General features: G+C 63.4%; 21 protein-coding genes. 16 read left to right on the forward strand and 5 right to left on the reverse strand.

Annotated features, from left to right (window positions below):
• The first annotated feature begins 121 nt into the window (after window positions 1–121).
• Both NKI73_RS17340 and NKI73_RS17345 read left to right on the forward strand, forming a co-directional pair.
• The gene (locus tag NKI73_RS17340; RefSeq protein WP_352631726.1) at window positions 122–439 is read left to right on the forward strand and encodes a hypothetical protein; all 318 of its coding nucleotides are present in this window, start codon (window positions 122–124) and stop codon (window positions 437–439) included.
• A 109-nt stretch (window positions 440–548) separates the two neighbouring features.
• Window positions 549–734 carry a Flp family type IVb pilin gene (locus NKI73_RS17345; RefSeq protein ID WP_352631728.1) on the forward strand — a complete coding sequence of 62 codons (186 nt, stop codon included), beginning with the start codon at window positions 549–551 and terminating at the stop codon, window positions 732–734.
• A gap of 28 nt (window positions 735–762) precedes the next feature.
• Here NKI73_RS17345 and NKI73_RS17350 read toward each other — a convergent pair whose 3' ends face one another.
• Window positions 763–1,638, reverse strand: coding sequence for a methyltransferase domain-containing protein (locus NKI73_RS17350; protein WP_352631729.1), 876 nt, complete (start codon window positions 1,636–1,638; stop codon window positions 763–765).
• Between the two features lie 65 nt (window positions 1,639–1,703).
• On the opposite strand from NKI73_RS17350, the gene NKI73_RS17355 reads away from it, so the two are divergent.
• From NKI73_RS17355 to NKI73_RS17370, 4 genes are read left to right on the forward strand one after another with little or no spacing between them, the layout of a single operon-like run.
• The gene (locus NKI73_RS17355) at window positions 1,704–2,504 is read left to right on the forward strand and encodes a ComF family protein (protein WP_352631731.1); all 801 of its coding nucleotides are present in this window, start codon (window positions 1,704–1,706) and stop codon (window positions 2,502–2,504) included.
• 27 nt (window positions 2,505–2,531) lie between these two features.
• On the forward strand, window positions 2,532–2,801 hold the full coding sequence (gene grxC, locus NKI73_RS17360; RefSeq protein WP_352631733.1) for a glutaredoxin 3: 270 nt from the start codon (window positions 2,532–2,534) through the stop codon (window positions 2,799–2,801).
• A 10-nt stretch (window positions 2,802–2,811) separates the two neighbouring features.
• Window positions 2,812–3,675, forward strand: coding sequence for a carbon-nitrogen hydrolase family protein (locus NKI73_RS17365; protein WP_352631735.1), 864 nt, complete (start codon window positions 2,812–2,814; stop codon window positions 3,673–3,675).
• Window positions 3,672–4,097 (forward strand): DUF1178 family protein, encoded by a 426-nt coding sequence (locus tag NKI73_RS17370; protein WP_352631737.1) that lies wholly within the window; start codon window positions 3,672–3,674, stop codon window positions 4,095–4,097. Before NKI73_RS17365 ends, NKI73_RS17370 begins: the two co-directional genes overlap by 4 nt.
• Before the next feature lie 4 nt (window positions 4,098–4,101).
• On the opposite strand, the gene NKI73_RS17375 is transcribed toward NKI73_RS17370, so the two are convergent.
• The gene (locus tag NKI73_RS17375) at window positions 4,102–4,587 is read right to left on the reverse strand and encodes a MarR family winged helix-turn-helix transcriptional regulator (protein ID WP_352631739.1); all 486 of its coding nucleotides are present in this window, start codon (window positions 4,585–4,587) and stop codon (window positions 4,102–4,104) included.
• A 97-nt stretch (window positions 4,588–4,684) separates the two neighbouring features.
• Here NKI73_RS17375 and NKI73_RS17380 point away from each other — a divergent pair, with 97 nt between their 5' ends.
• On the forward strand, window positions 4,685–5,599 hold the full coding sequence (locus tag NKI73_RS17380; RefSeq protein ID WP_352631854.1) for a DMT family transporter: 915 nt from the start codon (window positions 4,685–4,687) through the stop codon (window positions 5,597–5,599).
• Window positions 5,600–5,611: 12 nt separating this feature from the next.
• Here the strand turns inward: NKI73_RS17380 and NKI73_RS17385 are convergent, their stop codons facing one another.
• Window positions 5,612–6,208: a winged helix DNA-binding protein gene (locus NKI73_RS17385; RefSeq protein WP_352631741.1), complete on the reverse strand. Its 597-nt coding sequence runs from the start codon at window positions 6,206–6,208 to the stop codon at window positions 5,612–5,614.
• Between the two features lie 110 nt (window positions 6,209–6,318).
• Between NKI73_RS17385 and NKI73_RS17390 the strand changes: the two genes are divergently transcribed.
• Entirely contained in the window at window positions 6,319–7,443 is a 1,125-nt protein-coding gene (locus NKI73_RS17390; protein WP_352631743.1) for an LLM class flavin-dependent oxidoreductase, read from the forward strand.
• A 72-nt stretch (window positions 7,444–7,515) separates the two neighbouring features.
• Window positions 7,516–8,031, forward strand: a complete 516-nt coding sequence (locus NKI73_RS17395) for a flavin reductase family protein (RefSeq protein WP_352631745.1) — start codon at window positions 7,516–7,518, stop codon at window positions 8,029–8,031.
• Window positions 8,032–8,065: 34 nt separating this feature from the next.
• Here NKI73_RS17395 and ubiG read toward each other — a convergent pair whose 3' ends face one another.
• Complete coding sequence (ubiG, locus tag NKI73_RS17400; RefSeq protein ID WP_352631747.1) at window positions 8,066–8,815, reverse strand: bifunctional 2-polyprenyl-6-hydroxyphenol methylase/3-demethylubiquinol 3-O-methyltransferase UbiG; 750 nt, start codon at window positions 8,813–8,815, stop codon at window positions 8,066–8,068.
• A 281-nt stretch (window positions 8,816–9,096) separates the two neighbouring features.
• Between ubiG and NKI73_RS17405 the strand changes: the two genes are divergently transcribed.
• Window positions 9,097–9,660, forward strand: coding sequence for a putative glycolipid-binding domain-containing protein (locus NKI73_RS17405; RefSeq protein ID WP_352631749.1), 564 nt, complete (start codon window positions 9,097–9,099; stop codon window positions 9,658–9,660).
• Between the two features lie 140 nt (window positions 9,661–9,800).
• Window positions 9,801–12,032 carry a diguanylate cyclase gene (locus NKI73_RS17410; RefSeq protein ID WP_352631751.1) on the forward strand — a complete coding sequence of 744 codons (2,232 nt, stop codon included), beginning with the start codon at window positions 9,801–9,803 and terminating at the stop codon, window positions 12,030–12,032.
• A gap of 32 nt (window positions 12,033–12,064) precedes the next feature.
• On the opposite strand, the gene NKI73_RS17415 is transcribed toward NKI73_RS17410, so the two are convergent.
• Window positions 12,065–13,921: a CHASE3 domain-containing protein gene (locus tag NKI73_RS17415; protein WP_352631753.1), complete on the reverse strand. Its 1,857-nt coding sequence runs from the start codon at window positions 13,919–13,921 to the stop codon at window positions 12,065–12,067.
• A gap of 258 nt (window positions 13,922–14,179) precedes the next feature.
• On the opposite strand from NKI73_RS17415, the gene NKI73_RS17420 reads away from it, so the two are divergent.
• The 5 genes from NKI73_RS17420 to NKI73_RS17440 all read left to right on the forward strand — a co-directional run bounded on the left by NKI73_RS17420 (window position 14,180) and on the right by NKI73_RS17440 (window position 21,004).
• Window positions 14,180–15,433, forward strand: coding sequence for an aspartate kinase (locus tag NKI73_RS17420; RefSeq protein ID WP_352631755.1), 1,254 nt, complete (start codon window positions 14,180–14,182; stop codon window positions 15,431–15,433).
• An 83-nt stretch (window positions 15,434–15,516) separates the two neighbouring features.
• Window positions 15,517–17,787, forward strand: a complete 2,271-nt coding sequence (ptsP, locus tag NKI73_RS17425) for a phosphoenolpyruvate--protein phosphotransferase (RefSeq protein WP_352631757.1) — start codon at window positions 15,517–15,519, stop codon at window positions 17,785–17,787.
• A gap of 10 nt (window positions 17,788–17,797) precedes the next feature.
• Window positions 17,798–18,877, forward strand: coding sequence for a peptide chain release factor 1 (gene prfA, locus NKI73_RS17430; protein WP_352631759.1), 1,080 nt, complete (start codon window positions 17,798–17,800; stop codon window positions 18,875–18,877).
• Window positions 18,870–19,748: a peptide chain release factor N(5)-glutamine methyltransferase gene (gene prmC, locus NKI73_RS17435; RefSeq protein WP_352631761.1), complete on the forward strand. Its 879-nt coding sequence runs from the start codon at window positions 18,870–18,872 to the stop codon at window positions 19,746–19,748. The genes prfA and prmC overlap by 8 nt, the downstream gene beginning before the upstream one ends.
• Window positions 19,749–20,050: 302 nt before the next feature.
• Window positions 20,051–21,004 (forward strand): DUF4167 domain-containing protein, encoded by a 954-nt coding sequence (locus NKI73_RS17440; RefSeq protein ID WP_352631763.1) that lies wholly within the window; start codon window positions 20,051–20,053, stop codon window positions 21,002–21,004.
• Window positions 21,005–21,183: the final 179 nt, after the last annotated feature.

Genomic DNA, 21,183 nt, shown 5'->3' on the forward strand with positions numbered 1-21,183 from the left:
CCCGTCCGATTGCCGGTCGAGGCGTCGTATCAGCCAGCGTTAATGGAAGATTTATCTCGTCATGAAAAATTGAAGCAAGGCCGTTCGCGGCCGCGCCGCCGATTCGCTGGGGAGCGATAGCATGAGCCTAGACAGGGATTGGGACTCGATCCGGCCCGAGCGCGGCTTTCGCGCCGCCGACGCGGGCATGGGCATATTGCGCATCACGCTGCTGTTCGGTTCGGCCGCGGTGGCGCTGGCGCTGATCGCAACCCCTTTCCTAGACAGCCAGACACGCTCGCTGTCGGCCCGCGATGGTCTTGCCGGCGGGCTCGACATGACGGCCACCGGCTCGGTCAGCCATCGCGAAACCTACACGCTGCGCCGCAGCGTGCTGCAGCCGCAGCCCAGTTCGGTCTGCATCATCAGGTCCAATGGCAGAAGCAGCGGCGATTGCTGACATGGTTAAGAGTTTTCGCAAAGGCGGCCGTTTCACCGCCTGTTAAGGCTTTGCCGTTAACCTTTCTTAACAGATCGGCAGTAAGGTCCCGGCGAGAGGGGTTCAGGCCATGAAAGCAGTGCTGCTGCGTTTTCTGAAAGACGAGACCGGCGCCACGGCCGTCGAATATGGCGTGATCATCGCCGTGCTGTCACTGGCCATCGTCGGCGGTATCGGTGAGGTCCGTGACGGGATCGTCTGGCTGTTCAGCGACAACAACAGCAAGCTTGCGAACGCTTTCACACCCACACCCTGATCCAACTTTTCCGCGATTGCGGGCAGGATCATTGCCCGTCGGGCGCCTCCAGGATTGCCTTCAGCGAGATCTTGGCCGAACCCGGCTTCAGCGGTTTTTGCTGCGATGCATCGGGCGCCCAGCCGGACATCCAGACAATCGAGAAACTTGCCCTCACGCGGCCGTCGGGATCGGAAAACCGCTCGGCGTAGATTTCCGCCGCGCGGGCAAACAGCGTGCGCGAGCCCGGCCGCCGGCTGCGATCGGTGAGTGCATTGGTCTCGCCCATGGCCCGCAGATCCGCCATCAGGTCAAACAGACTGTCATAGCGCACCGTCACCGTCTCGACGTCGGCGACCGGCAGAGCGAGACCGGCGCGCTGCAGAAGCGCACCGGCATCGCGCACGTCGGTGAACGGGATGACACGTGGGCTGGCGCCGCCATAAAGCTCGGTCTCGGCCGCAAGCAGGCTTTCTCGCAACTCGAAAAGCGTGCCGGCGCCGGCAAAGGCGCCGAGGAAAAGCCCGTCCGGCCGCAGCGCGCGGCGGATCTGGACCAGCATGCCGGGAATGTCGTTCATCGCCTGCAGCGACAGAAGCGAGACCGCCAGATCGAGGCTCTCTGGCTCGAACGGCACGGTTTCGAGCGGTGCGGTCAAGCCGGCGCCGCCACCGTTCAGGAAAGCCATGTCCGTCTCGACGCGGACAATGTCGGCGACCTTGCCGCTTTCGGCGAGCATTTCGGCTGCCGCCGGTGTCTGGCAAAACAGCACGGCCGCCTTGCCGAACCGGCGCTCGACGGCACCAAGCCGGTCGGCAAGGTCCTCGGCCGCGCGGCGCATGAGGAAGTCCGCGCCGTCAACCGGATGGGCAAGCGCGCGCCGCTTGTGCGCCAGCCACAGAGAGGTATCCATTATCGGCTGCAACAGGCAGATCCTTGTTTGTCCACGCCCTGATATAGTTGGTATACCTGGCACGGAGAACCAACCACGTGGCCGATCCGATGTCCAAGATCAAGCCCAGCGAGATCAAGCGTTTCGCCCGGTCAGCCCTCGGCTTGCCGGCGCGCATCCTGTTTCCGCCTGTCTGCGCCGGTTGCCGCCGGCATGTCTCGCAGCCCGGCGTGCTGTGTGGCGCCTGCTGGCCGAAGCTCAGGCTGCTGGAACGGCCATGGTGCCCGGTGATGGGCACGCCGTTCACCCACCATATGGGCGAAGGCTTTCTGTCCGCCGAGGCCATTGCCGATCCACCACCGTTCGAGCGGGCGCGGGCGGCGGTGGCCTATTCCGGTGTCGCTCGCCAGATGGTGCAGGGGCTGAAATACCAGGATCGCACGGATCTCGCGCCGTGGATGGCGCGCTGGATGGTGCGCGCGGGCGCCGATCTCATCGCCGAAGCGGATGTGGTGGTGCCGGTGCCGCTGCACTGGCGGCGCTTTTTCAGGCGGCGGTTCAACCAGTCGGCGGAACTGGCAAGGGCGGTCTCGGCGCTCAGTGAATTGCCCTTCGCTCCTTCGGCGGTGCGGCGCGTGAAACTCACCCGCCAGCAGGTCGGGCTGGAGCGTAGCGAGCGCGAAGAGAATGTGCGGGCCGCCTTTCGCGTGCCCGCCGAGGCGGAAATCGAGATCGCCGGCCGCAGGGTGCTTTTGATCGACGATGTCTACACCACCGGCGCCACTGTCCGTTCCGCCACCAAAGCGCTGAAGAGGGGAGGTGCGGCCGCCGTCGATGTGCTGACCTTTGCCCGTGTGTTGCCGGGGGACTTCCGGGCGGACGAGTCCGCGACTATATAAGTCGGCAACGAACAGTGGAAATTCGTCATGGTCGATGTCACCATCTACACCCGCATGATGTGCGGCTATTGCACGGCGGCCAAGCGGCTGCTGGAGCGCAAGGGCGTTGCCTTTACCGAGCACGATGCCTCCTTCTCGCCGGAACTGCGCCAGGAGATGATCTCCCGCGCCCACGGCCGCTCGACCTTTCCGCAGATTTTCATCGGCGATACGCATGTCGGCGGTTGCGACGACCTGCACGACCTGGAGGCCGAAGGCCGGCTGGACAGGTTGCTCGCCAACAGCGCGACGATTTGAGGATATGACGATGGGTGTTTTCAAGGCCGCTGCGATCCAGATGCGTTCAGGCGAGAGCCCGGAGCGCAACGCGGTTGATCTCGAACGGCTGGTGCGTGAGGCTGCTGGCCAAGGTGCGACCTACATCCAGACGCCGGAGATGACCGGCGCGCTGATCCGCGACAGGCAAGCCCGCGCCGCATCCTTCACGTCGGAGGACAAGGATGTCGTCGTCGCGACCGCGCGCAGACTTGCCAAGGAGCTCGGCGTCTTCCTGCATATCGGCTCGACCGCCATCGCGCGCACTGATGGCAAGCTCGCCAACCGGGCGCTGCTGTTCGGGCCGGATGGCGCGACGCTCGCTACCTACGACAAGATCCACATGTTCGATGTCGATCTCGACAATGGCGAGAGCTGGCGCGAATCCGCCGCCTATGAACCAGGAACTGAGGCCGTCGTGGCCGAGATCGAGGACGCGAAACTGGGCTTCGCGGTTTGCTACGATTTGCGCTTCCCGCAATTGTTCCGCGCCGAGGCGCTGGCCGGCGCGGACCTGCTTTCCGTACCTGCCGCCTTCACCCGCCAGACGGGCGAGGCGCACTGGCATGTGCTGCTCAGGGCGCGCGCCATCGAGAACGGCGCCTATGTCGTCGCCGCCGCGCAAGGTGGCCTGCATGAAGACGGCCGCGAGACCTATGGCCATTCGCTGATCGTCGATCCGTGGGGCCGTATCATCGCGGAAGCCGCACATGACGAGCCGGCAGTGATCGTCGCCGAGATCGACCCGGCGCAGTCGCTTGCCGCGCGCAAGAAGATCCCCAATTTGAAAAATGCGCGGGATTTTGCCGTCAACGGCTCGGGCGAGGCGCCGCGTCTCAGGGGTGCAGCCTCTTGATCCGTTTTGCCCTGATCTGCGAGCATGAACACGAATTCGAAGGCTGGTTTCGCAGCAACGAAGATTTCGATACCCAGAAGAAGCGCGGCTTTGTCGATTGCCCGACCTGCGGCTCGCACAAGGTGCAGAAAGCGCTGATGGCGCCGGCCGTCTCCACGGCGCGCAAGCAGGAAACGATCGCGCTCGCCATGGGCGAGGCGCAAAAGCAGGCTTTGGCGCAGCTCAAGGCGATGGCCGAGAAGGTGCGCGAGAATGCCGACTATGTCGGTGACAAGTTCGCCGAAGAGGCGCGAAAAATCCATTTTGGCGAAAGCGACCCGCGCGGCATCTATGGCGAGGCGACGCTGGACGAGGCCAGGAGCCTGGCCGAGGACGGCGTCGAGTTCATGCCGATTCCGGTGTTTCCGGACGACCGCAACTGAGCGGCTAGCTGACGCTGCCGATCAGCTTTTCAAGCAGCCGAGAGAGCGCTTCCTTCTCTGCCTGCGTCAGGCTCGCCAGAATCTTGTGCTCGTTGGCAACGTGGGCGGTAACTGCCTCGTCGATCAAAGCGAGTCCCTTTTCGGTCAACCGTACCACAATGCCGCGCCGATCGTTGGGGTGCGGACCGCGCAGGATCAATCCGGACGTTTCTAGCCGGTCGAGCCGGTTGGTCATGGCGCCGGACGTCACCATCGTCGCTTCGTAGAGAGCGGTCGGCGTCAGCGCGTAAGGTGAGCCCGAGCGGCGCAGCGTTGCCAGCACATCGAACTCTCCCGACTGCAATCCATAACGGGCAAACAGCGGCGCGAGCCGCTCGCGGGCGATCAGCGAGGCGGCCTCGTTCAGCCGCCCGAGCACGGCCATCGGCGAGACATCCAGGTCGGGCCGCTCCCGCTTCCATTGTTCGATCGCTCTTGCTGCCCTGTCCAACTGTCTCACCATCATATATCTTGACGTTAAGAATCTTTCCATTATCTTACTGCAAGATGCAATGCTGGCCAAGGGCCGCTCGCGACAGGGTTCGATGATGAAATTTCTCTGGGATTCGGCACTCGGACTGCTGGTCGTCACCGGCGGCCTGCTCGGCCTGACACTGCCCTTCGGCAAGCTCGCTACGGCTGCCGGCGTGCCGGCCATGGTCTGGGCTTTCGTCATCTCGCTCGGCGCCGGCGGCGTCTTGCTGTGCGTGCTCTTGGCTCGCGGCCAGCGTGTCCGGCTCACGGCGCACAAATTGCGCTATTTCTTCGTCACCGCGGCGGTGTCCTATGCCGTGCCCAATCTCCTGATGTTCTCGGCCATTCCGCATCTTGGCGCCGGCTACACCGGCATCATGTTCACGCTGTCGCCGGTGATCACGCTGGTGTTCTCGATCCTGCTGCGTGTCCGGCGCCCGAACATGCTGGGCATTGTCGGCATCGCCATCGGCTTTGTCGGCGCCGTCATGGTGGCGGTGACGCGCGGCGAGGCCGGTCAGCCGGCCGACTTGTTCTGGGTGGTGATGGGGCTGCTGATCCCGGTCAGCCTTGCCGCCGGCAACATCTACCGCACGGTCGATTGGCCCCAGGGCACCGGCCCGATCGAGCTTGCCGTCGGCAGCCATTTGGCATCGGCAGCGATGCTGTTTGTCGGCATTCTCGCTCTGTTCGGCGTCAAGGCCTTCGCTCCCCTCGGCGGCGTGCCGTTGGTCGTCGTCGCGCAGGCTGCGTCGGCGTCGGCGATGTTCGCCTTCTTCTTCCGGCTGCAGGCGGTCGGCGGTCCGGTCTATCTCAGCCAGATCGGTTATGTGGCGGCGGCTGTCGGCTTGTTTGCCGGCACGATCTTCCTCGGCGAGCACTATCAGCTGCTGACCTGGGCGGGTGCGGTCATCATCACCGCCGGCGTGTTCATCACCACCAGGGCGCAAGGCCAGACCAGCATGAAGGCGCAAAGCCAGGCGGCGTGAGGCCTTGGCGCCTCAACTGGCGCCGGTTTCGTTCTCTTCACCGCCGGGTTCCGGCCTTGGATGCCGGCGTCGGTGAGTGGCCGCGGCACGGGCCGCCTGCTCATAGATGCCGGTCATCAGTTCGAGCGTGCGCGTCGCTTCCTCGAGCTTCGCCGCCATCTCCGGAACGCGCGTCACCGCTTCGATGAGCAGGACGGAACGGATGTCGGCATAGCGTTCGGTCACGCGAAACCCAAGCGGCGTGACCTCGTAGGTGACGCCGGCCCTGCCGCTGCCGGTTCGCTTGACAAGGCCGCCCTTGAGCAATTTGCGCAGGCTGTACTGGATGTTGGGAATGTCGTCGCGGTTGGTCATCTGCGCCAGGTCGCGGATGCTCTTTGGCCGGTCGTTCATCCTGATGATGTGCAGCAGCGCATTTTCCGGCCCACTGGCGGAAAACTCGATCACCGTCGCCAGGCATTCGGCCTGCCAGCGGCCGAACGCCTCATAGGAGCGCATCAGCGCATATTCGATTTCGGCAACGTCGATTTCGAGCGGTGTCCGCGCCAGATGCCAGCCGCGATCCAGCAGCTTGGCTTGCGTTTCCAAAGGTTTGCGCCGGTCGGTCATCATGTCTCCCCGCACGGCAGCATGCGCCGATCCGGCCGATTGCGTCCATATGATTTTATGACAGACTTTCTATTATAAAATATAATCATAAAATGAGGAGAACACGACCAATGAGCATGCTCGACAAGACCGCGGCCAATGCGCAGCCCTTCTTTCTCGGAACCTTCGCGTCCAATTGTTCCGGCGGCATGACCGTCACCAAGGTCCCCGAACGATGGGTCAGTTCCTGGGACAACAATCTGCGGCTGGCGCAGCTGCTCGACGAGGCCGGCATCGATTTCATGCTGCCGATCGCCCGCTGGATCGGCTATGGCGGCGAGACCAATTTCCACGGCAATGTGCTGGAGACGATCACCTGGGCCGCCGGGCTCTTGGCGCTGACCCGCAACATCACGGTTTTCGCCACCACCCACACCGCGGCCAATCACCCAGTCGTGGTCGCCAAGCAATTGGCGACGATCGACCAGATCAGCCGCGGCCGGATCGGCCTCAACATCGTCGCCGGCTGGAACAAGCCGGAATATGAAGCGCTCGGGCTGACGCTGCCCGACGATCACATCACGCGATACGGCTATGCGCAGGAATGGTTCGATATCGTCAGGGCGCTGTGGGATCGCACCGAGGCGTTCGACTGGGACGGCACCTATTTCAAGCTGAAGAACGTGCTTGGCGATCCGCGCCCGTCGGCGCGCCTGCCGATCCTCAACGCCGCCGGCTCGGAAGAAGGGCGCAAATTCGCGGTCCGCAATGCCGATTTCCTGTTCACGCCGGCAATCGACCTGTCACGCTCCAAGGACGAGATCGCGGCACTCAAACAACAGGCGATCGCCGCCGGCAGCACCGTCGACGTGCTGACCTTCGCCCATGTCGTCTGCCGGCCGACCGAGAAGGAAGCGACGGACTATCTCGAGTATTTCGGCCGCACCAATGCCGACTGGGCGGCGGTCGACAATCTGGTGCGGCTGCAATTTGCCCATGCGCAGTCGTTTCCGCATGACCTCCTGGCGCTCATTCGCGACCGTATGGCGGCGGGCCATGGCGGCTTCCCGCTCACCGGCACGCCCGAACAGGTCGCCGATGGGATCACCGCCTTGCACGAGGCCGGATTTCGCGGCTCGACGCTGTCCTTCGTCGACTATGTCGAGGAATTCCCATATTTTCGCGATACCGTCCTGCCCATCCTCGAGCAGCGGGGCACCCGCATCGCAGCGGCCGCCATGCAGTCGGCGGCGTAGAGCGGTTCATCGTTCACGAAAACGCCAAACCGCTCTACTTCTTTTTGTTTTGTCGCAAATTTGGAGCAAGCCATGACCGAAGCAAAGGTTCTTACGGGAACTCCTGTCGATGTCGCGGATTTTCGCGCCGCGATGCGGCTGATTGTCGGCAATGTCAGCGTCATCACGGCCGGCACCGGCGAGGACCGCTCCGGCCTGGTGGTCATTTCGGTCGTCTCGCTGTCGGCCGAGCCGCCCAAGGTGATTGCCTGTGTCAACCGGTCGTCGTCGACGTGGCCGGTGATCGAACGTTATCGGCATTTCGGCGTGAACTCGCTTGGCCCACAGCATCAGCGCGTTGCCGAGCGGTTCTCCGGCTTTGGCGGCATCAAGGGCAAGGACCGCTATGAGGGCGCCGAATGGACGACGCTCAAGACCGGAGCTTTATTGCTTTCGGATGCGGTGGCAGCCTTCGACTGCAGCCTCGACGAGATGATCGATCGCGGCACGCATTCCATCGTCATTGGTTCGGTCGAGGCCGTGCGCACCAGCGATGCCGGCCAGGCGCTCATCTACTGGCGCGGCGGCTATCGGCCTCTCGACGCCTAGGACCCTGGAGCAATTCCAGCAAAGGCGTGCAGGATCAGACCGAGACTTTTTCCGCCAGGACCATGTAGTTGACGTCCATGTCCTTCGAGCGCGACCAGCGGTCGGCAAGCGGATTGTAAGTGACGCCAGTGCGGTCGATCACGGTCAGGCCGGCGCCGCCCAGCGCCTTCTCAAGCTCTTCCGGGCGCACCAGCTTGCCGAATTGATGGGTGCCGCGCGGCAGCCAGCGCAGCACATATTCAGCGCCGATGATGGCCAGCCCGAGCGCCTTCAGCGTGCGGTTGATGGTGGCCACGAACATGATGCCGCCAGGCCGGACCATTTCGCCGCATTTGGCGACGAACAGGTCGATGTCGGCGACATGCTCGACCACTTCCATGTTGAGAATGACGTCGAATTTCTCGCCGGCGTCGGCAAGGTCCTCGGCCGTCGTGGCGCGATAATCGATGCTGACATTACCCTCGGCCGCGTGCAGCTTCGCCACTTCGATGTTTGTTTCGGAGGCGTCCGCGCCCACCACCTCGGCGCCAAGCCGCGCCATCGGCTCGCACAACAGGCCGCCGCCGCAGCCGATGTCGAGGATGCGCAGGCCCTCGAAAGGTCTTGCCGCGCGCGGATCACGGCCAAAGCGCGCTGCCACCTGGTCGCGTATATAGGCGAGCCGAACCGGATTGAATTTGTGCAGCGGACGGAACTTGCCGTTCGGGTTCCACCATTCGGCGGCGAGGGCGGAGAAGCGCTCTACTTCTGCGGCATCGATCGTCGATCGTCGGGGCTCTGGCATCGGTTGGTCTCCTCGACACTACAGCGCCGCGCGTCCTTTGGACGTGCGAAGGACGCCGTAGCACTTTAGATTCTGCGCATGATCCTTTCCGAAATCGACTCCGATTTCGGCGCCATGCGCTAGGAAGTCGGGCGTGAGACCGCGAATGTCAAGGCAACAATTTTCGATGCTGCCAAAGCAACAGGTCTGTCAGGACATGTCACCTGTCGGGCACCTCATCGAAACACAATTGGCCCGCTGGGCGAAAAGAGGACAGGCTTTAAGTTCGAAGGAAACGACGAATGAAACAGGAAACGGCTTCGATCCTCTGGCGCCGGCTGGACCTGGAGGGCCACGACGCCTGCCTGCTTTCGCAGACGGATGGCGGGTACAGCATCACGGGGCAAGCCGTCTTCATCCAGGACGGCGAGCCGTGTTGCCTTGTCTATGAGGTGGATTGCGACGCCGGCTGGCGCACACGAACGGCGCGGGTCGACGGCTTTCTCGGCACGCGCAAGCTGCATTACGCGATCGAACGCGGTTCCGACGGCCAGTGGACGCTGAACGGCGAAGTTCAACGGGATGTCGCCGGCCTCGTCGACGTCGACCTCGGGTTCACGCCGGCGTCGAACCTGCTGGCGATCCGCCGGTTCGACCTCGGCATCGGCGAGGCGACGCCCGCCCCGGCCGCCTACCTGACCTTCCCCGAGCTCAAGCTGGTGCGCCTCGAACAGAGTTACCGCCGTCTCGACGAGGTTCGCTATGCCTACGCGGCGCCCATGTTCGGCTATGACGAAGTCCTCGAGGTTTCGCCGCACGGGTTTGTAGTCGACTATCCCGGCCTGTGGAGAGCCACCACAGGCTGACCCAGCATCCCTCGGTGCCGGGTATCTTGCTGGAGACGCGGTCGACCAGGATTCTTAACATCAAATTTACGAGGTTGGCGGTTTCCTGACGCACGACCGAAATTCGGCATATACATTGCTTCCTGGAATAGGATGGCTTGGTGCGGATCAAGACCCAGATTATCACAGCTTTGTCGAGCGCTGTGGCCTTGATCGGCCTTGTGGGCGGCATTGCTATAGTCTCCCAGATATCGCTGACCAGATCCGGTGCACTGGCTGAGGCGACAAGCGTTGCACGGCAACTGGCGGCGGCGATCGCCTTCAAGGCCGCCGATACGCCACGTCCGTTGTTCGAGAGACCCGAAGCGTTGCGTGAATTCGTGACCTCGCAGCACAGTGGCTCGAAACGCGACCTCGTCGTGGTCGATCGCGGCAAGATCATCCTGGCGGATATCCCGGGTGAGGAACAGAACGTCGGAACCGCCTTCGATCATGATCGCGGCAATGAAGTCGGCCGCACGCTCGATGACGGCGAGCCGCGCGACTTCGTCGAAAGCAGCGCCGACGTATCAGAAGCGATCAATCTGGTTGCAGTGCCGATCAAGGATGCCGCCGACCAGACCGTCGGCGCGGTCCTGTTCGAGTACACGCCGCTGCTGCGCGCTGCCCAGGAGCGCACCAACAACGTGCTCTGGCTTGTCGGCCTGTGCACCGCGGCCGCCGTGCTGCTTTCCGCGCTCTCGGCTTTCCTTTTGCTGCGCGGCTTTGGCGCCGGTCTTTCCGGTCTCAACCGCGGCATCGAATCGCTGGCGCGGGGCGACGCCGGGGCGCGCATCGGCCGTATCGCCAATGACGAGTTCGGCCAATTGGCGCAAGGGTTCGACCGCATGGCATCCGAACTCGAATCCTCGCGTGCGCAGCTCGTCGAGCAAAAGGCCTATATCGAGGATATTGTCCGCACCGTTGCCGAGGGCATCGCCGTCATCAACGGCAGTGGCCAGATCGTCTCGGTCAATCCGGCTGCCGCCGAGATCGTCGGGCGGCGCAACGACAAGGTCGAGGGGCAGAATTGGTCGTCGATCCTCGATATCAGAGGGCTGTCGGGAGACAGGCTGGCGCAGGGAACATCGCCGGTCGAACTGGCGCTGAGCACGGGCCGTCGACATCAGGCGGAGGTGCGGCTGGCAAAACCGGACGGATCGTACCTGCCGGTGATTGCCAGCTGCAATCCGCTCAATCGCTCCGATGGCGGCATCGTGCTGACGTTGAGCGACATCAGCGAGTTGCGCAGCGCCGAAAGGGCGGTCAGCGATCGCGCCGAGGAAATGGCGACGCTGAACCGCGAACTGAAGGAAACGTCCCAGGCAACGACCCGCCTGGTCAAACTCGGCGAGCTGCTGCAGGCTTGCGTCACCTTCAAGGAGGCGTTTTCCGTCGTCGGTTCGGCCATGCCCGACTTCTTTGGTGGATTGAGCGGGACCGTTCATCTGACCAGTGCCTCGCGCAATCTGGTCGAGGAGATGGCGCATTGGGGGGCCGTCCGTTCTAGCGTTGGCCAATTTGCGCCGGAAGATTGCTGGGCGCTGCGGCGCGGCCAGGAGCATGTTGCCGGCCCCGGCATGCTGACGCCGCGCTGCAACCACATCACCGAGAATGGCGGCCGCGGCTATGTCTGTATGCCTCTGGCGGCGCAGGGGGAGACGCTTGGCATTGTGCATCTGTGCGAACCAGATGCCGTTGACAGGCCGGGCTGGCTGGCCGAGCGGCAGCAGATCCTGCGTGGTGTCGTCGATACGCTGGCATTGGCGCTCGCCAATTTGCGCCTGCGCGAAACGCTGCGGCAACAATCGATCCGTGACCCGAATACCGGGCTCTACAATCGCCGCTATCTCGAAGAGACAAGCAGTCGCGAACTGAGGCGCATGGAGCGTTCCGAACAGCCCCTGGCGATGATCATGCTCGATGTCGATCATTTCAAGCAGTTCAACGACACGTTCGGCCATGAAGCCGGGGATCTTGTCCTCAAGCAGGTCGCCGGCACGCTGCTCGACCATGCCAGGGAAAGTGACGTGGTGTCACGCTATGGCGGCGAGGAATTCGCCCTGATGATGCCGGCGACTTCGCTGGCGGATGGCGCCGAGCGTGCCGAGGCGCTGCGAAAAGCGATCAAGCAGCTTCATCTCGCTCATCGCGGCCGCACGCTTGGCACCATTACCGCGTCATTCGGGGTGGCTGCCTTTCCGGAGCTTGGCGCCTCATGGGCGGAGATCGTCAACGCCGCGGATCGCGCGCTCTATCAGGCAAAGGCTGACGGGCGTGACCGCGTCGTCGTCGGGTTGGGCAACGCGCATGCGGACCGGCAACAGGCCAAGGCCAGCAAAAGCGTGGCTTGAGGTCCGGCGTCCCGCTGTCGCGGCCGGCGAGATTATTCCGGTGTGCCTTGTTTCGTGTCCAGCACGTCGCGCAGTTTCGCCGCCAACTGCTCGATGGTGAAGGGCTTGGCCAGGAAATGCACGTCATGGTCGAGCACGCCGTTGTGAACCACGGCGTTTCGGGTGAAGCCGGTGGTGAAGATCACTTTCAGCCAAGGCATGCGCGCGACCGCTTCTTCCGCCAGCTTGCGGCCGTTCATGACCGGCATGACGATATCGGTGAACAGAAGTGCGATGCCGGGGTTTTCCGCCAGCTTCTGCAACGCTTCCTGGCCGCTTGCGGCATCGATGACGGCGTAGCCGAGTTCGCGCATGGCATCCGTGGTGGAGGCACGCACCTGGGCATCGTCCTCGACGACAAGGATCGTTTCGGTGGCAGGTGCCGCGGGGTTCCCGCCGCGCCCGCTCGGCACGACAGGCTCCTGCGGGTCGAAGAATCGCGGCAAGTAGATCTTGACCGTCGTGCCTTCGCCGGGTTCCGAATAAATCTTGACGTGGCCACCCGACTGTTTGACGAAACCGAACACCTGGCTCAGTCCCAGGCCGGTACCCTTGTTGACCGGCTTGGTGGTGAAAAAGGGCTCGAAGGCCTTGGCTATGATTTCGGGGGCCATGCCCGAACCGGTGTCGCTGACGGCTATCATCACGTACTGGCCGGCCTCGACATCGGCATGGGTAACGGCGTAGCTGTCGTCGAGATGGCTGTTGGCGGTCTCGATGGTCAGCCTGCCGCCATCGCCCATGGCGTCACGCGCGTTGACGGCGAGGTTGAGAATGGCGTTCTCGATCTGGCTCGGGTCGGCATGGATCTTCCACAAGCCGCCCGCCAGCACGGTTTCGATGCGAATGACTTCGCCGAGCGCCCGCCGGATGAGGTCCGACATTCCGGTCAGCAGGCGGTTGGCGTCGACGATCTGCGGCGCCAGCGGCTGCTGGCGTGAGAAGGCGAGCAGCCGGGCCGTCAGGTTGGCAGCACGGTTTGCCGCGTCGACCGCCGCCTCGATGAATTTTGCGATGTCGTGCTCGCCGCGCGCCAACTTGCGCTGGGCGAGGTTCATGGCACTGATGATCACCGCCAGCATGTTGTTGAAATCGTGGGCGATACCGCCTGTGAGTTGACCGACCGCTTCCATCTTCTGCATCTGGCGGATCTGGGATTCGGCCTTTTCGCGCGTCTGGATCTCATGGCCGAGCGCGATGTTCTTGCGCATCAGTTCTTCCTGGGCGGCCACCACCTCGCGGAAGCGGCGGCGCGATTGCCTGATCGTGTAGGCGGCAAGCAGGAAGATCGCCAGCAGCGCCGCCAGCGAACCGACGCGCAGCCAGATTTCGACCTGGTCGGTATGGTCGTCGCGCGCGGCGACGGCGGCGGCGCCGATGCGTCGGATCGTATCCATGCTGGTCCGGATTTCGTCCATGACAGCCTTGCCCTGGCCGCTGCGGACCAGATCCAGCGCCTTCGTCGCATTGCCCTGGTCGTACAGCACAATCGTCTCGGCCAGTTCAGCCTGCATTTGCGAAAGCGCGTCCTTGATGTGGTTGATCTGCTGGACGATTTGGTCGTCCGGGGCCGTCATGCTGTCGATGCGTGCAAATTGCCCCGGAATTGCGCTCACAGCCCGTCGATAGGGTTCGAGATAGGATTTCTCGCCGGTCAGCAGATAGCCGCGCTGGCCGCTCTCCGCGTCTTGCGCCAGCGAAAGCAGGCCGGAAAGCAATTCCTGGTACTCGATTGCCTCGCGCGCGGCGGCGCGATTGGCCCTCTGGCCCTCGACCAGCATGGCACGGCTGCCGACGATCAGCGCCAACACCGCGAAGCCAATGATGAGCGGGAGCGATTGCCATCGCATGGCGCGTCGAAGACGAGCAATCATCTGTAATGCTGAGCCAAAAGGAATTCCCCCGGGGCAACATTTCGTAAGCGGCGCGGCGTCGGAACGCAATATGCCGTCTTCTTGAAGCCGGCAATCCGCCGCCAGCCTTGCGAAACCTTCATCATTTGGCTAAGGAGGCCGCGCATTCAGCGGCCGGCGTCAGCCGGCCTCCCGCTTTTCGGGATTCCCGCTTTTGGGCTGGGGTCCGGCTTCAGTCAAAGGCATTTCGCTTCCATGGCGCGCATCGTGATGAAATTCGGCGGAACCTCCGTCGCCGACATCGCCCGCATCCGCAATGTGGCGCGTCACGTCAAACGCGAGGTCGATGCCGGCCATGAGGTGGCGGTGGTCGTTTCGGCGATGTCCGGCAAGACCAACGAACTGGTCGGCTGGACGCGCGAAGCCTCGCCGATGCACGATGCACGCGAATATGACGCGGTGGTCGCTTCCGGCGAACAGGTCACGGCCGGCCTTCTGGCAATCACCCTGCAGAACATGGGCGTGCATGCACGCTCCTGGCAGGGCTGGCAGATCCCAATCAAGACCGACAATGCGCATGGCGCGGCGCGCATCCTCGACATCGACGGCGCGTTCCTGATCAAGCGCTTCGGCGAGGGCCAGGTGGCGGTGATCGCCGGTTTCCAGGGCATCGGCCCGGACAATCGTATCGCCACGCTTGGCCGCGGTGGCTCCGATACCAGTGCGGTCGCCATCGCGGCGGCGGTCAAGGCCGATCGTTGCGACATCTACACCGACGTCGACGGGGTCTACACCACCGATCCGCGCATCGAGCCCAAGGCGCGGCGGCTGGCCAAGATCTCGTTCGAGGAAATGCTTGAAATGGCCTCGCTCGGCGCCAAGGTTCTGCAGGTGCGTTCGGTCGAGCTTGCCATGGTGCACAGGGTGCGTACCTTCGTGCGGTCGTCCTTCGACGATCCCGATGCGCCCGGAATGGGGGATTTGCTCAATCCGCCCGGAACGCTCATTTGCGACGAGGAAGAGATCGTGGAACAGCAGGTCGTCACCGGAATTGCCTACGCCAAGGACGAAGCGCAGATTTCGCTGCGCCGGGTCGGCGACCGGCCGGGCGTTGCCGCCGGCATCTTCGGGCCGCTGGCCGAAGCCAACATCAATGTCGACATGATCGTCCAGAACATTTCCGAGGACGGCAAGTTCACCGACATGACCTTTACCGTGCCATCGGGCGATGTCGACAAGGCGCTAGCCGTGCTTGAACGGCTGAAAGCCGAGATCGGCTACGATGTCGTGCAGTCGGAAGCCGGCATGTCGAAGGTTTCGGTCATCGGCATCGGCATGAGGAGCCATGCCGGCGTCGCAGCCACCGCTTTCAAGGCGCTGGCCGACAAGTCGATCAACATCCGCGCCATCACGACCTCCGAGATCAAGATTTCGATCCTGATCGACGGTCCGTACACCGAACTTGCGGTTCGTACTTTGCATTCCGTCTACGGTCTGGATAAGCAGTAGCGAGAACGATTTGAGTTGTTGCGTGTGCGCCGGTCGCAGTGGAAACTGCGACGGGCAGAATGTCCATTGGAGAAGAAGCCGCGATGCGTGATCAGGCCAGTGGCCCGCGCGTTTTGCTCAAACGGCTCCGCGAGCTCATGCAAGAGCCGCTGGAGCCGCAGGAGCGGCTTGACCGGATCGTGCGCGATATCGCCTCCAACATGGTCGCCGAAGTATGCTCGCTCTATGTGCTGCGCGCCGATTCGGTGCTCGAACTCTACGCCACCGAGGGTTTGAACCCGAACGCCGTCCACCTGGCGCAGCTCAGGCTGGGGCAGGGCCTGGTCGGCACGATCGCGGCGAGCGCACGGCCGCTCAACCTTTCCAATGCGCAGGAACACCCGGCCTTCGCCTACCTGCCGGAGACCGGAGAAGAGATCTACAACTCCTTCCTCGGCGTGCCGGTGCTGCGGGCAGGGCGCACGCTGGGCGTGCTGGTGGTGCAGAACAAGACCATGCGCCATTACCGCGACGACGAGGTCGAGGCGCTGGAAACCACCGCGATGGTCATCGCCGAGATGATCGCCACCGGCGATCTGGCGCGGCTGACCAGGCCTGGCCTTGAACTCGATCTGCGCCGCCCGGTCAGCTTTACCGGCCTGTCCTTCAATGAAGGCGTCGGACTTGGCCATGTGGTGCTGCACGAGCCGCGCATCGTCGTCACCAATCTGTTCAACGAGGACAGCGAGGAAGAGGTTCGCCGGCTCGAAACCTCGCTAGGTTCGCTCAGGCTCTCCATCGACGACATGCTGGAGCGCCGCGACGTCGCCTTCGAGGGCGAGCATCGTCAGGTTCTGGAAGCCTATCGCATGTTCGCCAACGACCGCGGCTGGGTGCGCCGGCTGGAAGAGGCGATCCGCAACGGCCTGACCGCCGAGGCTGCCGTGGAAAAGGTGCAGAGCGACATGCGCGCCCGCATGCTGCACATGACCGATCCCTATTTGCGCGAGCGGATGAGCGATTTCGACGACCTTGCCAACCGGCTGCTGCGCCAGCTGATGGGACGCGGGCCGGAGGATGTCGCCGCATCGCTGCCGAAGGACGCCATTATCGTTGCCCGTTCGATGGGGGCCGCCGAACTGCTCGACTATCCCCGGGACAAGATGCGCGGGCTGGTGCTCGAGGACGGCGCTGCGACCAGCCACGTCGTCATCGTCGCGCGCGCCATGGGCATCCCTGTCGCCGGCCAGATGAAGGGCGCCGTTTCCATGGCGGAAAACGGCGACGCCATTATCGTCGATGGCGAAGAGGGCGTGATCCATTTGCGGCCGCAGGCCGATCTTGAAGCCGCCTATGCCGAAAAGGTGCGTTTCCGGGCGCGCCGGCAAGAGGTCTATCGCGAGCTGCGCAAGAAGCCGTCGACGACGAGGGATGGCGTCCAGGTCGACCTGTTGATGAACGCTGGTCTTGCCGTCGACCTGCCGCAGCTGGCCGAGGCGGGTGCGGCCGGCATCGGCCTGTTCCGCACCGAACTGCAATTCATGGTCGCCTCGACCTTTCCCCGTGCCGAGGCCCAGGAAAAGCTTTACCGCGACGTGCTCGAGGCAGCGCGCGGCAAGCCGGTCACCTTCCGCACCATCGATATTGGCGGCGACAAGGTGCTGCCCTACTTCAAGGGCTCTATCCAGGAAGAGAATCCGGCGCTCGGCTGGCGGGCGATCCGCCTGACGCTTGACCGGCCGGGTTTGCTGCGCACCCAGATCCGTGCCCTGCTCAAAGCCAGCGGCGGACGTGAGCTCAAGCTGATGCTGCCGATGGTGACCGAGCTCGGCGAGATCGCCCAGGCGCGCGAGATCATCGATCGCGAGGTGCGGCACCTGTCGCGTTTTGCCCATCATTTGCCGACCAGCCTGAAGCTGGGCGCCATGCTGGAAGTGCCGTCGCTCTTGTTCCAGCTCGACGAATTGATGAAAGCGGTCGATTTCGTCTCGGTCGGTTCGAACGACCTGTTCCAGTTCGTCATGGCTGTCGACCGCGGCAACACGCAACTGGCCAACCGCTTCGACACGCTGTCGGCGCCGTTCCTGCGCGTCCTGAAGCAGATCGCCGATGCCGGTGTCCGCAACCACACGCCGGTGACCCTGTGCGGCGAACTCGCCGGAAAACCTATCTCGGCGATGGCGCTGATCGGCCTCGGCTTCCGCTCGATCTCGATGTCGCCGGCCTCGATCGGCCCGGTCAAGGCGATGCTGACGGAACTGCCGCTGGATGAGTTGGAGGCATTCTTCGACGACAACCTGATGGCGCCGGCGCAGGGGCTGCCGATGCGGGCGCTGCTGCAGGCCTTTGCCGACGACCGCTCGATCCCATTATAACAGCCTCATCATGGTCAACCTGCCCCGCGATCGTATGGATCAAGTCGTCAAGCGTTTCGAGATGCTCGAAGCGCAGATGTCGGCCGGCCCGGCGCCGGACGCCTATGTGCGGATGGCGTCCGAATATGCCGAAATCCAGGACATGGTGGCCAAGGTCAGGGCACTGCGCCTGGCCGAGCATGAGCAGGCCGACCTCGAAGCCATGCTTGCCGACAAGGGCACCGATGCCGAGATGCGGGCGCTCGCCGAGGCCGAGCTGCCGGAGGTCGAGGAACGCATCGAGGCGCTGCAGAGGGACATCCAGATCCTGCTGTTGCCCAGGGATGCCGCCGACGACAAGAACGCCATTCTCGAAATTCGCGCTGGTACCGGCGGCGATGAAGCCGCCCTTTTCGCCGGCGACCTGTTTCGCATGTATGAGCGATACGCCGCCGAACGCGGCTGGCGTTTCGAGACGGTGTCGGCCAGCGACGGCGATGCAGGCGGCTACAAGGAAATCATCGCCACGGTGTCGGGCAAGGGCGTCTTTGCGCACCTGAAATTCGAATCCGGCGTGCACCGCGTGCAGCGGGTGCCGGCGACCGAGGCGAGCGGGCGTATCCACACCTCGGCCGCCACCGTCGCGGTGCTGCCGGAAGCCGAAGAGGTCGACATCGACATCAGGGCCGAAGACATCCGCATCGACACGATGCGCGCTTCGGGCTCGGGCGGCCAGCACGTCAACACCACCGATTCGGCTGTCCGGATCACCCATTTGCCGACCGGCATCATGGTGGTGCAGGCGGAAAAGTCGCAACACCAGAACCGGGCGAAGGCCATGCAGATCCTGCGCGCCCGCCTCTATGACCTGGAACGCGGCAAGGCCGACGAGGAGCGTTCCGAATCGCGCAAGTCGCAGGTCGGTTCCGGCGACCGCTCGGAACGCATCCGCACCTATAATTTCCCGCAAGGCCGCGTCACCGACCACCGCATCAACCTGACGCTCTACAAGCTCGACCGGGTGATGATGGGCGAACTCGACGAGATCATCAACGCACTGATCGCCGATCACCAGTCGAAGCTGCTCGCCGACATCGGCATCGATGGCTGATCAACTGCCCGAGACGCTGGGGCAGTTGCTGCGGGAAGCGCAGGCTCGGCTTGCCGCTGCCGCCATCGACGATCCGGCGCTCGATGCGAGGCTGATCGTCGAGCATTTTTCCGGCACCACGCGCACGCAAGCCATCGCGGCCCCCGAACGCAAGGTCGACGCTGGCGTCGTCGCCGAAATCGATGCCGCCTTGCGACGCCGCGCCGGCGGCGAGCCGGTGCATCGCATCCTCGGCTATCGTGAATTTTACGGCTTGCGGCTGTCGCTATCGCCGGAAACGTTGGAGCCGCGGCCGGATACCGAAACGCTGGTCGAGGCGATGTTGCCCTTCGTCAAGGCAGTTGCGGCGCGGGAGGGCACATGCCGCATCCTCGATCTTGGCACCGGCACCGGCGCCATTGCGCTGGCGCTGCTCAGCGCCGTGCCAGGCGCGATCGCCACCGGCGTCGATCTGTCCGCGGGCGCGCTGGCGACGGCGACCCGCAATGCCGGGCAACTGGGCCTTGCAGGGCGGTTCACTGGGCTCCAGTCGGACTGGTTCGAAAAAGTTTCTGGCCGGTACCATGTAATTGCCGCAAACCCTCCCTATATACCCTCCGAAGACATTGGAAATCTGCAGGACGAAGTCCGCAATTTCGACCCGCGCTTGGCCTTGGATGGCGGCGCGGACGGTCTGAACCCCTATAGGATCATCGCCGCCGAGGCGGCGAGGTTTTTGGAAACTGAAGGCAGGATTGCGGTCGAGATCGGCCACACGCAGCACAACCAAGTTTCGGAGATATTCACTGCTGCCGGCTACGTGTCGGGCGGTGCTTTTCGGGATTTTGGCGGAAACGACAGGGTTCTTGTCTTTGAAAGGGTAAAGCCTTGACGCAGTGCAAAAAAGCGCTTGGCAATGCCGGGGAATGCGGCTAGGGTCGCCTTAACCGGATGAGACGAAGCAGGCAGTGCTCTTAGCGATTCGGTTTTCCTTGGAAATAGCTGCCTTCTTGCGCAAACGATGCCCAAGCTTCGTGCGGGAATCGTCCGGCAAGTGATGTAACCGGAACAGGATGGCACGTGGCGCCAACGCAATTGATGCGGGCGAACGCCGGTGAAGAGACGAAACGGCTGGCTGCATGAGCGCCTCCGTTCGTGAAGAGTTTTCGAAAATTTCAAAATGAAGAGAGTTTGATGAGGCCACAACAGCAGAACAGGCGCATGCGCGGTCGTAACAACAGCGGCGGCGGTGGTAACAATAACAATAATAATAATAACAACAACAACCGCAAGGGGCCGAATCCCCTGACGCGCAACTACGAGAGCAACGGCCCGGACGTGAAGATCCGCGGTTCGGCTCAGCAGATCGCCGAAAAATACGCCACCCTTGCCCGTGATGCGCAAAGCTCCGGCGATCGGGTCATGGCGGAGAATTATCTCCAGCATGCCGAACACTACAATCGCATCATCGCGGCCGCACAGGCACAGATGCCGATCCAGAACACGCAGCAGAATCGCGATGACTTCGACGATGACGGCGACGAGGATCGCGACGATTTCGACAATGCCGGCAACACCGGCAACAACAGCAACACTGTTTCCGATGCCCAGGTGCCGGTGATCAACCATGGCGCCGGCCCGCAGCCGGTCATCGAAGGCATGCCGGCCGAGGTTGCGCTCAACCGGGAAGGTGGCCGCGACAATCGCGACAATAGTGGGCGTGACAATAGCGGGCGCGACAATAGCGGTCGCAACAATGGTGGCCGCCATCGTGATCGTCGCCCCAATGGCGGTTACGGCCAGAGCGGTCAGCGCGACTATTCATCGTCCGCCGAGCAAGGTGGTCAGCCCCAGAGCAACGAGCCCGCAATTCAGGGCGAAGCCGCTTCGCCGACCGAGTCCGTTGCGGCGGCCGAACCTGCTCCGTTGTTCGAGAACCTGTCGCCGGCAGGTCTTGCCGCACGGGCCGAACTCAACGAGGCGGCCGCCGAAAGCGGTGCTGCCCGTCGCCCGAGGCGTCCGCGCCGGCCGCGCGTCAACGCAGATCAGGTTGAGGGCGGTGGCGGCAATGCCGAAGCCGGCGAGGTGGCTGCGGCCCCGGTCGACAGCGGCAACGCCGAACCGGCCAGTGTCGATATCGACAACTGATCGAACGACACGTCAAGACGTTGAGCGGCGGGGAGAAATCTCCGCCGTTTTTGTTTTGGGCGGCTGTGCAATATTATGCGGTTGCCGATATCGAGACGTCTTGAGGGTTCGGGACCTGTGCACCATATCAGCCTCAACTGGATCCGGCTCGAATGGGCGGGTCCGTCACCGCAATCTGA

Origin of the sequence: Mesorhizobium sp. M0496, from assembly GCF_040321205.1 — a bacterium.
Classification (GTDB): domain Bacteria; phylum Pseudomonadota; class Alphaproteobacteria; order Rhizobiales; family Rhizobiaceae; genus Mesorhizobium.

Excerpts from the sequence above, each read along its gene's own strand:
- grxC (WP_352631733.1), top strand. The coding sequence starts at position 2,532 with ATGGTCGATGTCACCATCTACACCCGCATGATGTGCGGCTATTGCACG.
- NKI73_RS17390 (WP_352631743.1), top strand. The coding sequence starts at position 6,319 with ATGAGCATGCTCGACAAGACCGCGGCCAATGCGCAGCCCTTCTTTCTC.
- prfA (WP_352631759.1), top strand. The coding sequence starts at position 17,798 with ATGGTCAACCTGCCCCGCGATCGTATGGATCAAGTCGTCAAGCGTTTC.
- NKI73_RS17405 (WP_352631749.1), top strand. The coding sequence starts at position 9,097 with ATGAAACAGGAAACGGCTTCGATCCTCTGGCGCCGGCTGGACCTGGAG.
- NKI73_RS17440 (WP_352631763.1), top strand. The coding sequence starts at position 20,051 with ATGAGGCCACAACAGCAGAACAGGCGCATGCGCGGTCGTAACAACAGC.
- NKI73_RS17365 (WP_352631735.1), top strand. The coding sequence starts at position 2,812 with ATGGGTGTTTTCAAGGCCGCTGCGATCCAGATGCGTTCAGGCGAGAGC.
- NKI73_RS17395 (WP_352631745.1), top strand. The coding sequence starts at position 7,516 with ATGACCGAAGCAAAGGTTCTTACGGGAACTCCTGTCGATGTCGCGGAT.
- ubiG (WP_352631747.1), bottom strand. The coding sequence starts at position 8,815 with ATGCCAGAGCCCCGACGATCGACGATCGATGCCGCAGAAGTAGAGCGC.
- ptsP (WP_352631757.1), top strand. The coding sequence starts at position 15,517 with ATGCGTGATCAGGCCAGTGGCCCGCGCGTTTTGCTCAAACGGCTCCGC.
- NKI73_RS17415 (WP_352631753.1), bottom strand. The coding sequence starts at position 13,921 with ATGCGATGGCAATCGCTCCCGCTCATCATTGGCTTCGCGGTGTTGGCG.
- NKI73_RS17420 (WP_352631755.1), top strand. The coding sequence starts at position 14,180 with ATGGCGCGCATCGTGATGAAATTCGGCGGAACCTCCGTCGCCGACATC.
- prmC (WP_352631761.1), top strand. The coding sequence starts at position 18,870 with ATGGCTGATCAACTGCCCGAGACGCTGGGGCAGTTGCTGCGGGAAGCG.
- NKI73_RS17385 (WP_352631741.1), bottom strand. The coding sequence starts at position 6,208 with ATGACCGACCGGCGCAAACCTTTGGAAACGCAAGCCAAGCTGCTGGAT.
- NKI73_RS17345 (WP_352631728.1), top strand. The coding sequence starts at position 549 with ATGAAAGCAGTGCTGCTGCGTTTTCTGAAAGACGAGACCGGCGCCACG.
- NKI73_RS17380 (WP_352631854.1), top strand. The coding sequence starts at position 4,685 with ATGAAATTTCTCTGGGATTCGGCACTCGGACTGCTGGTCGTCACCGGC.
- NKI73_RS17340 (WP_352631726.1), top strand. The coding sequence starts at position 122 with ATGAGCCTAGACAGGGATTGGGACTCGATCCGGCCCGAGCGCGGCTTT.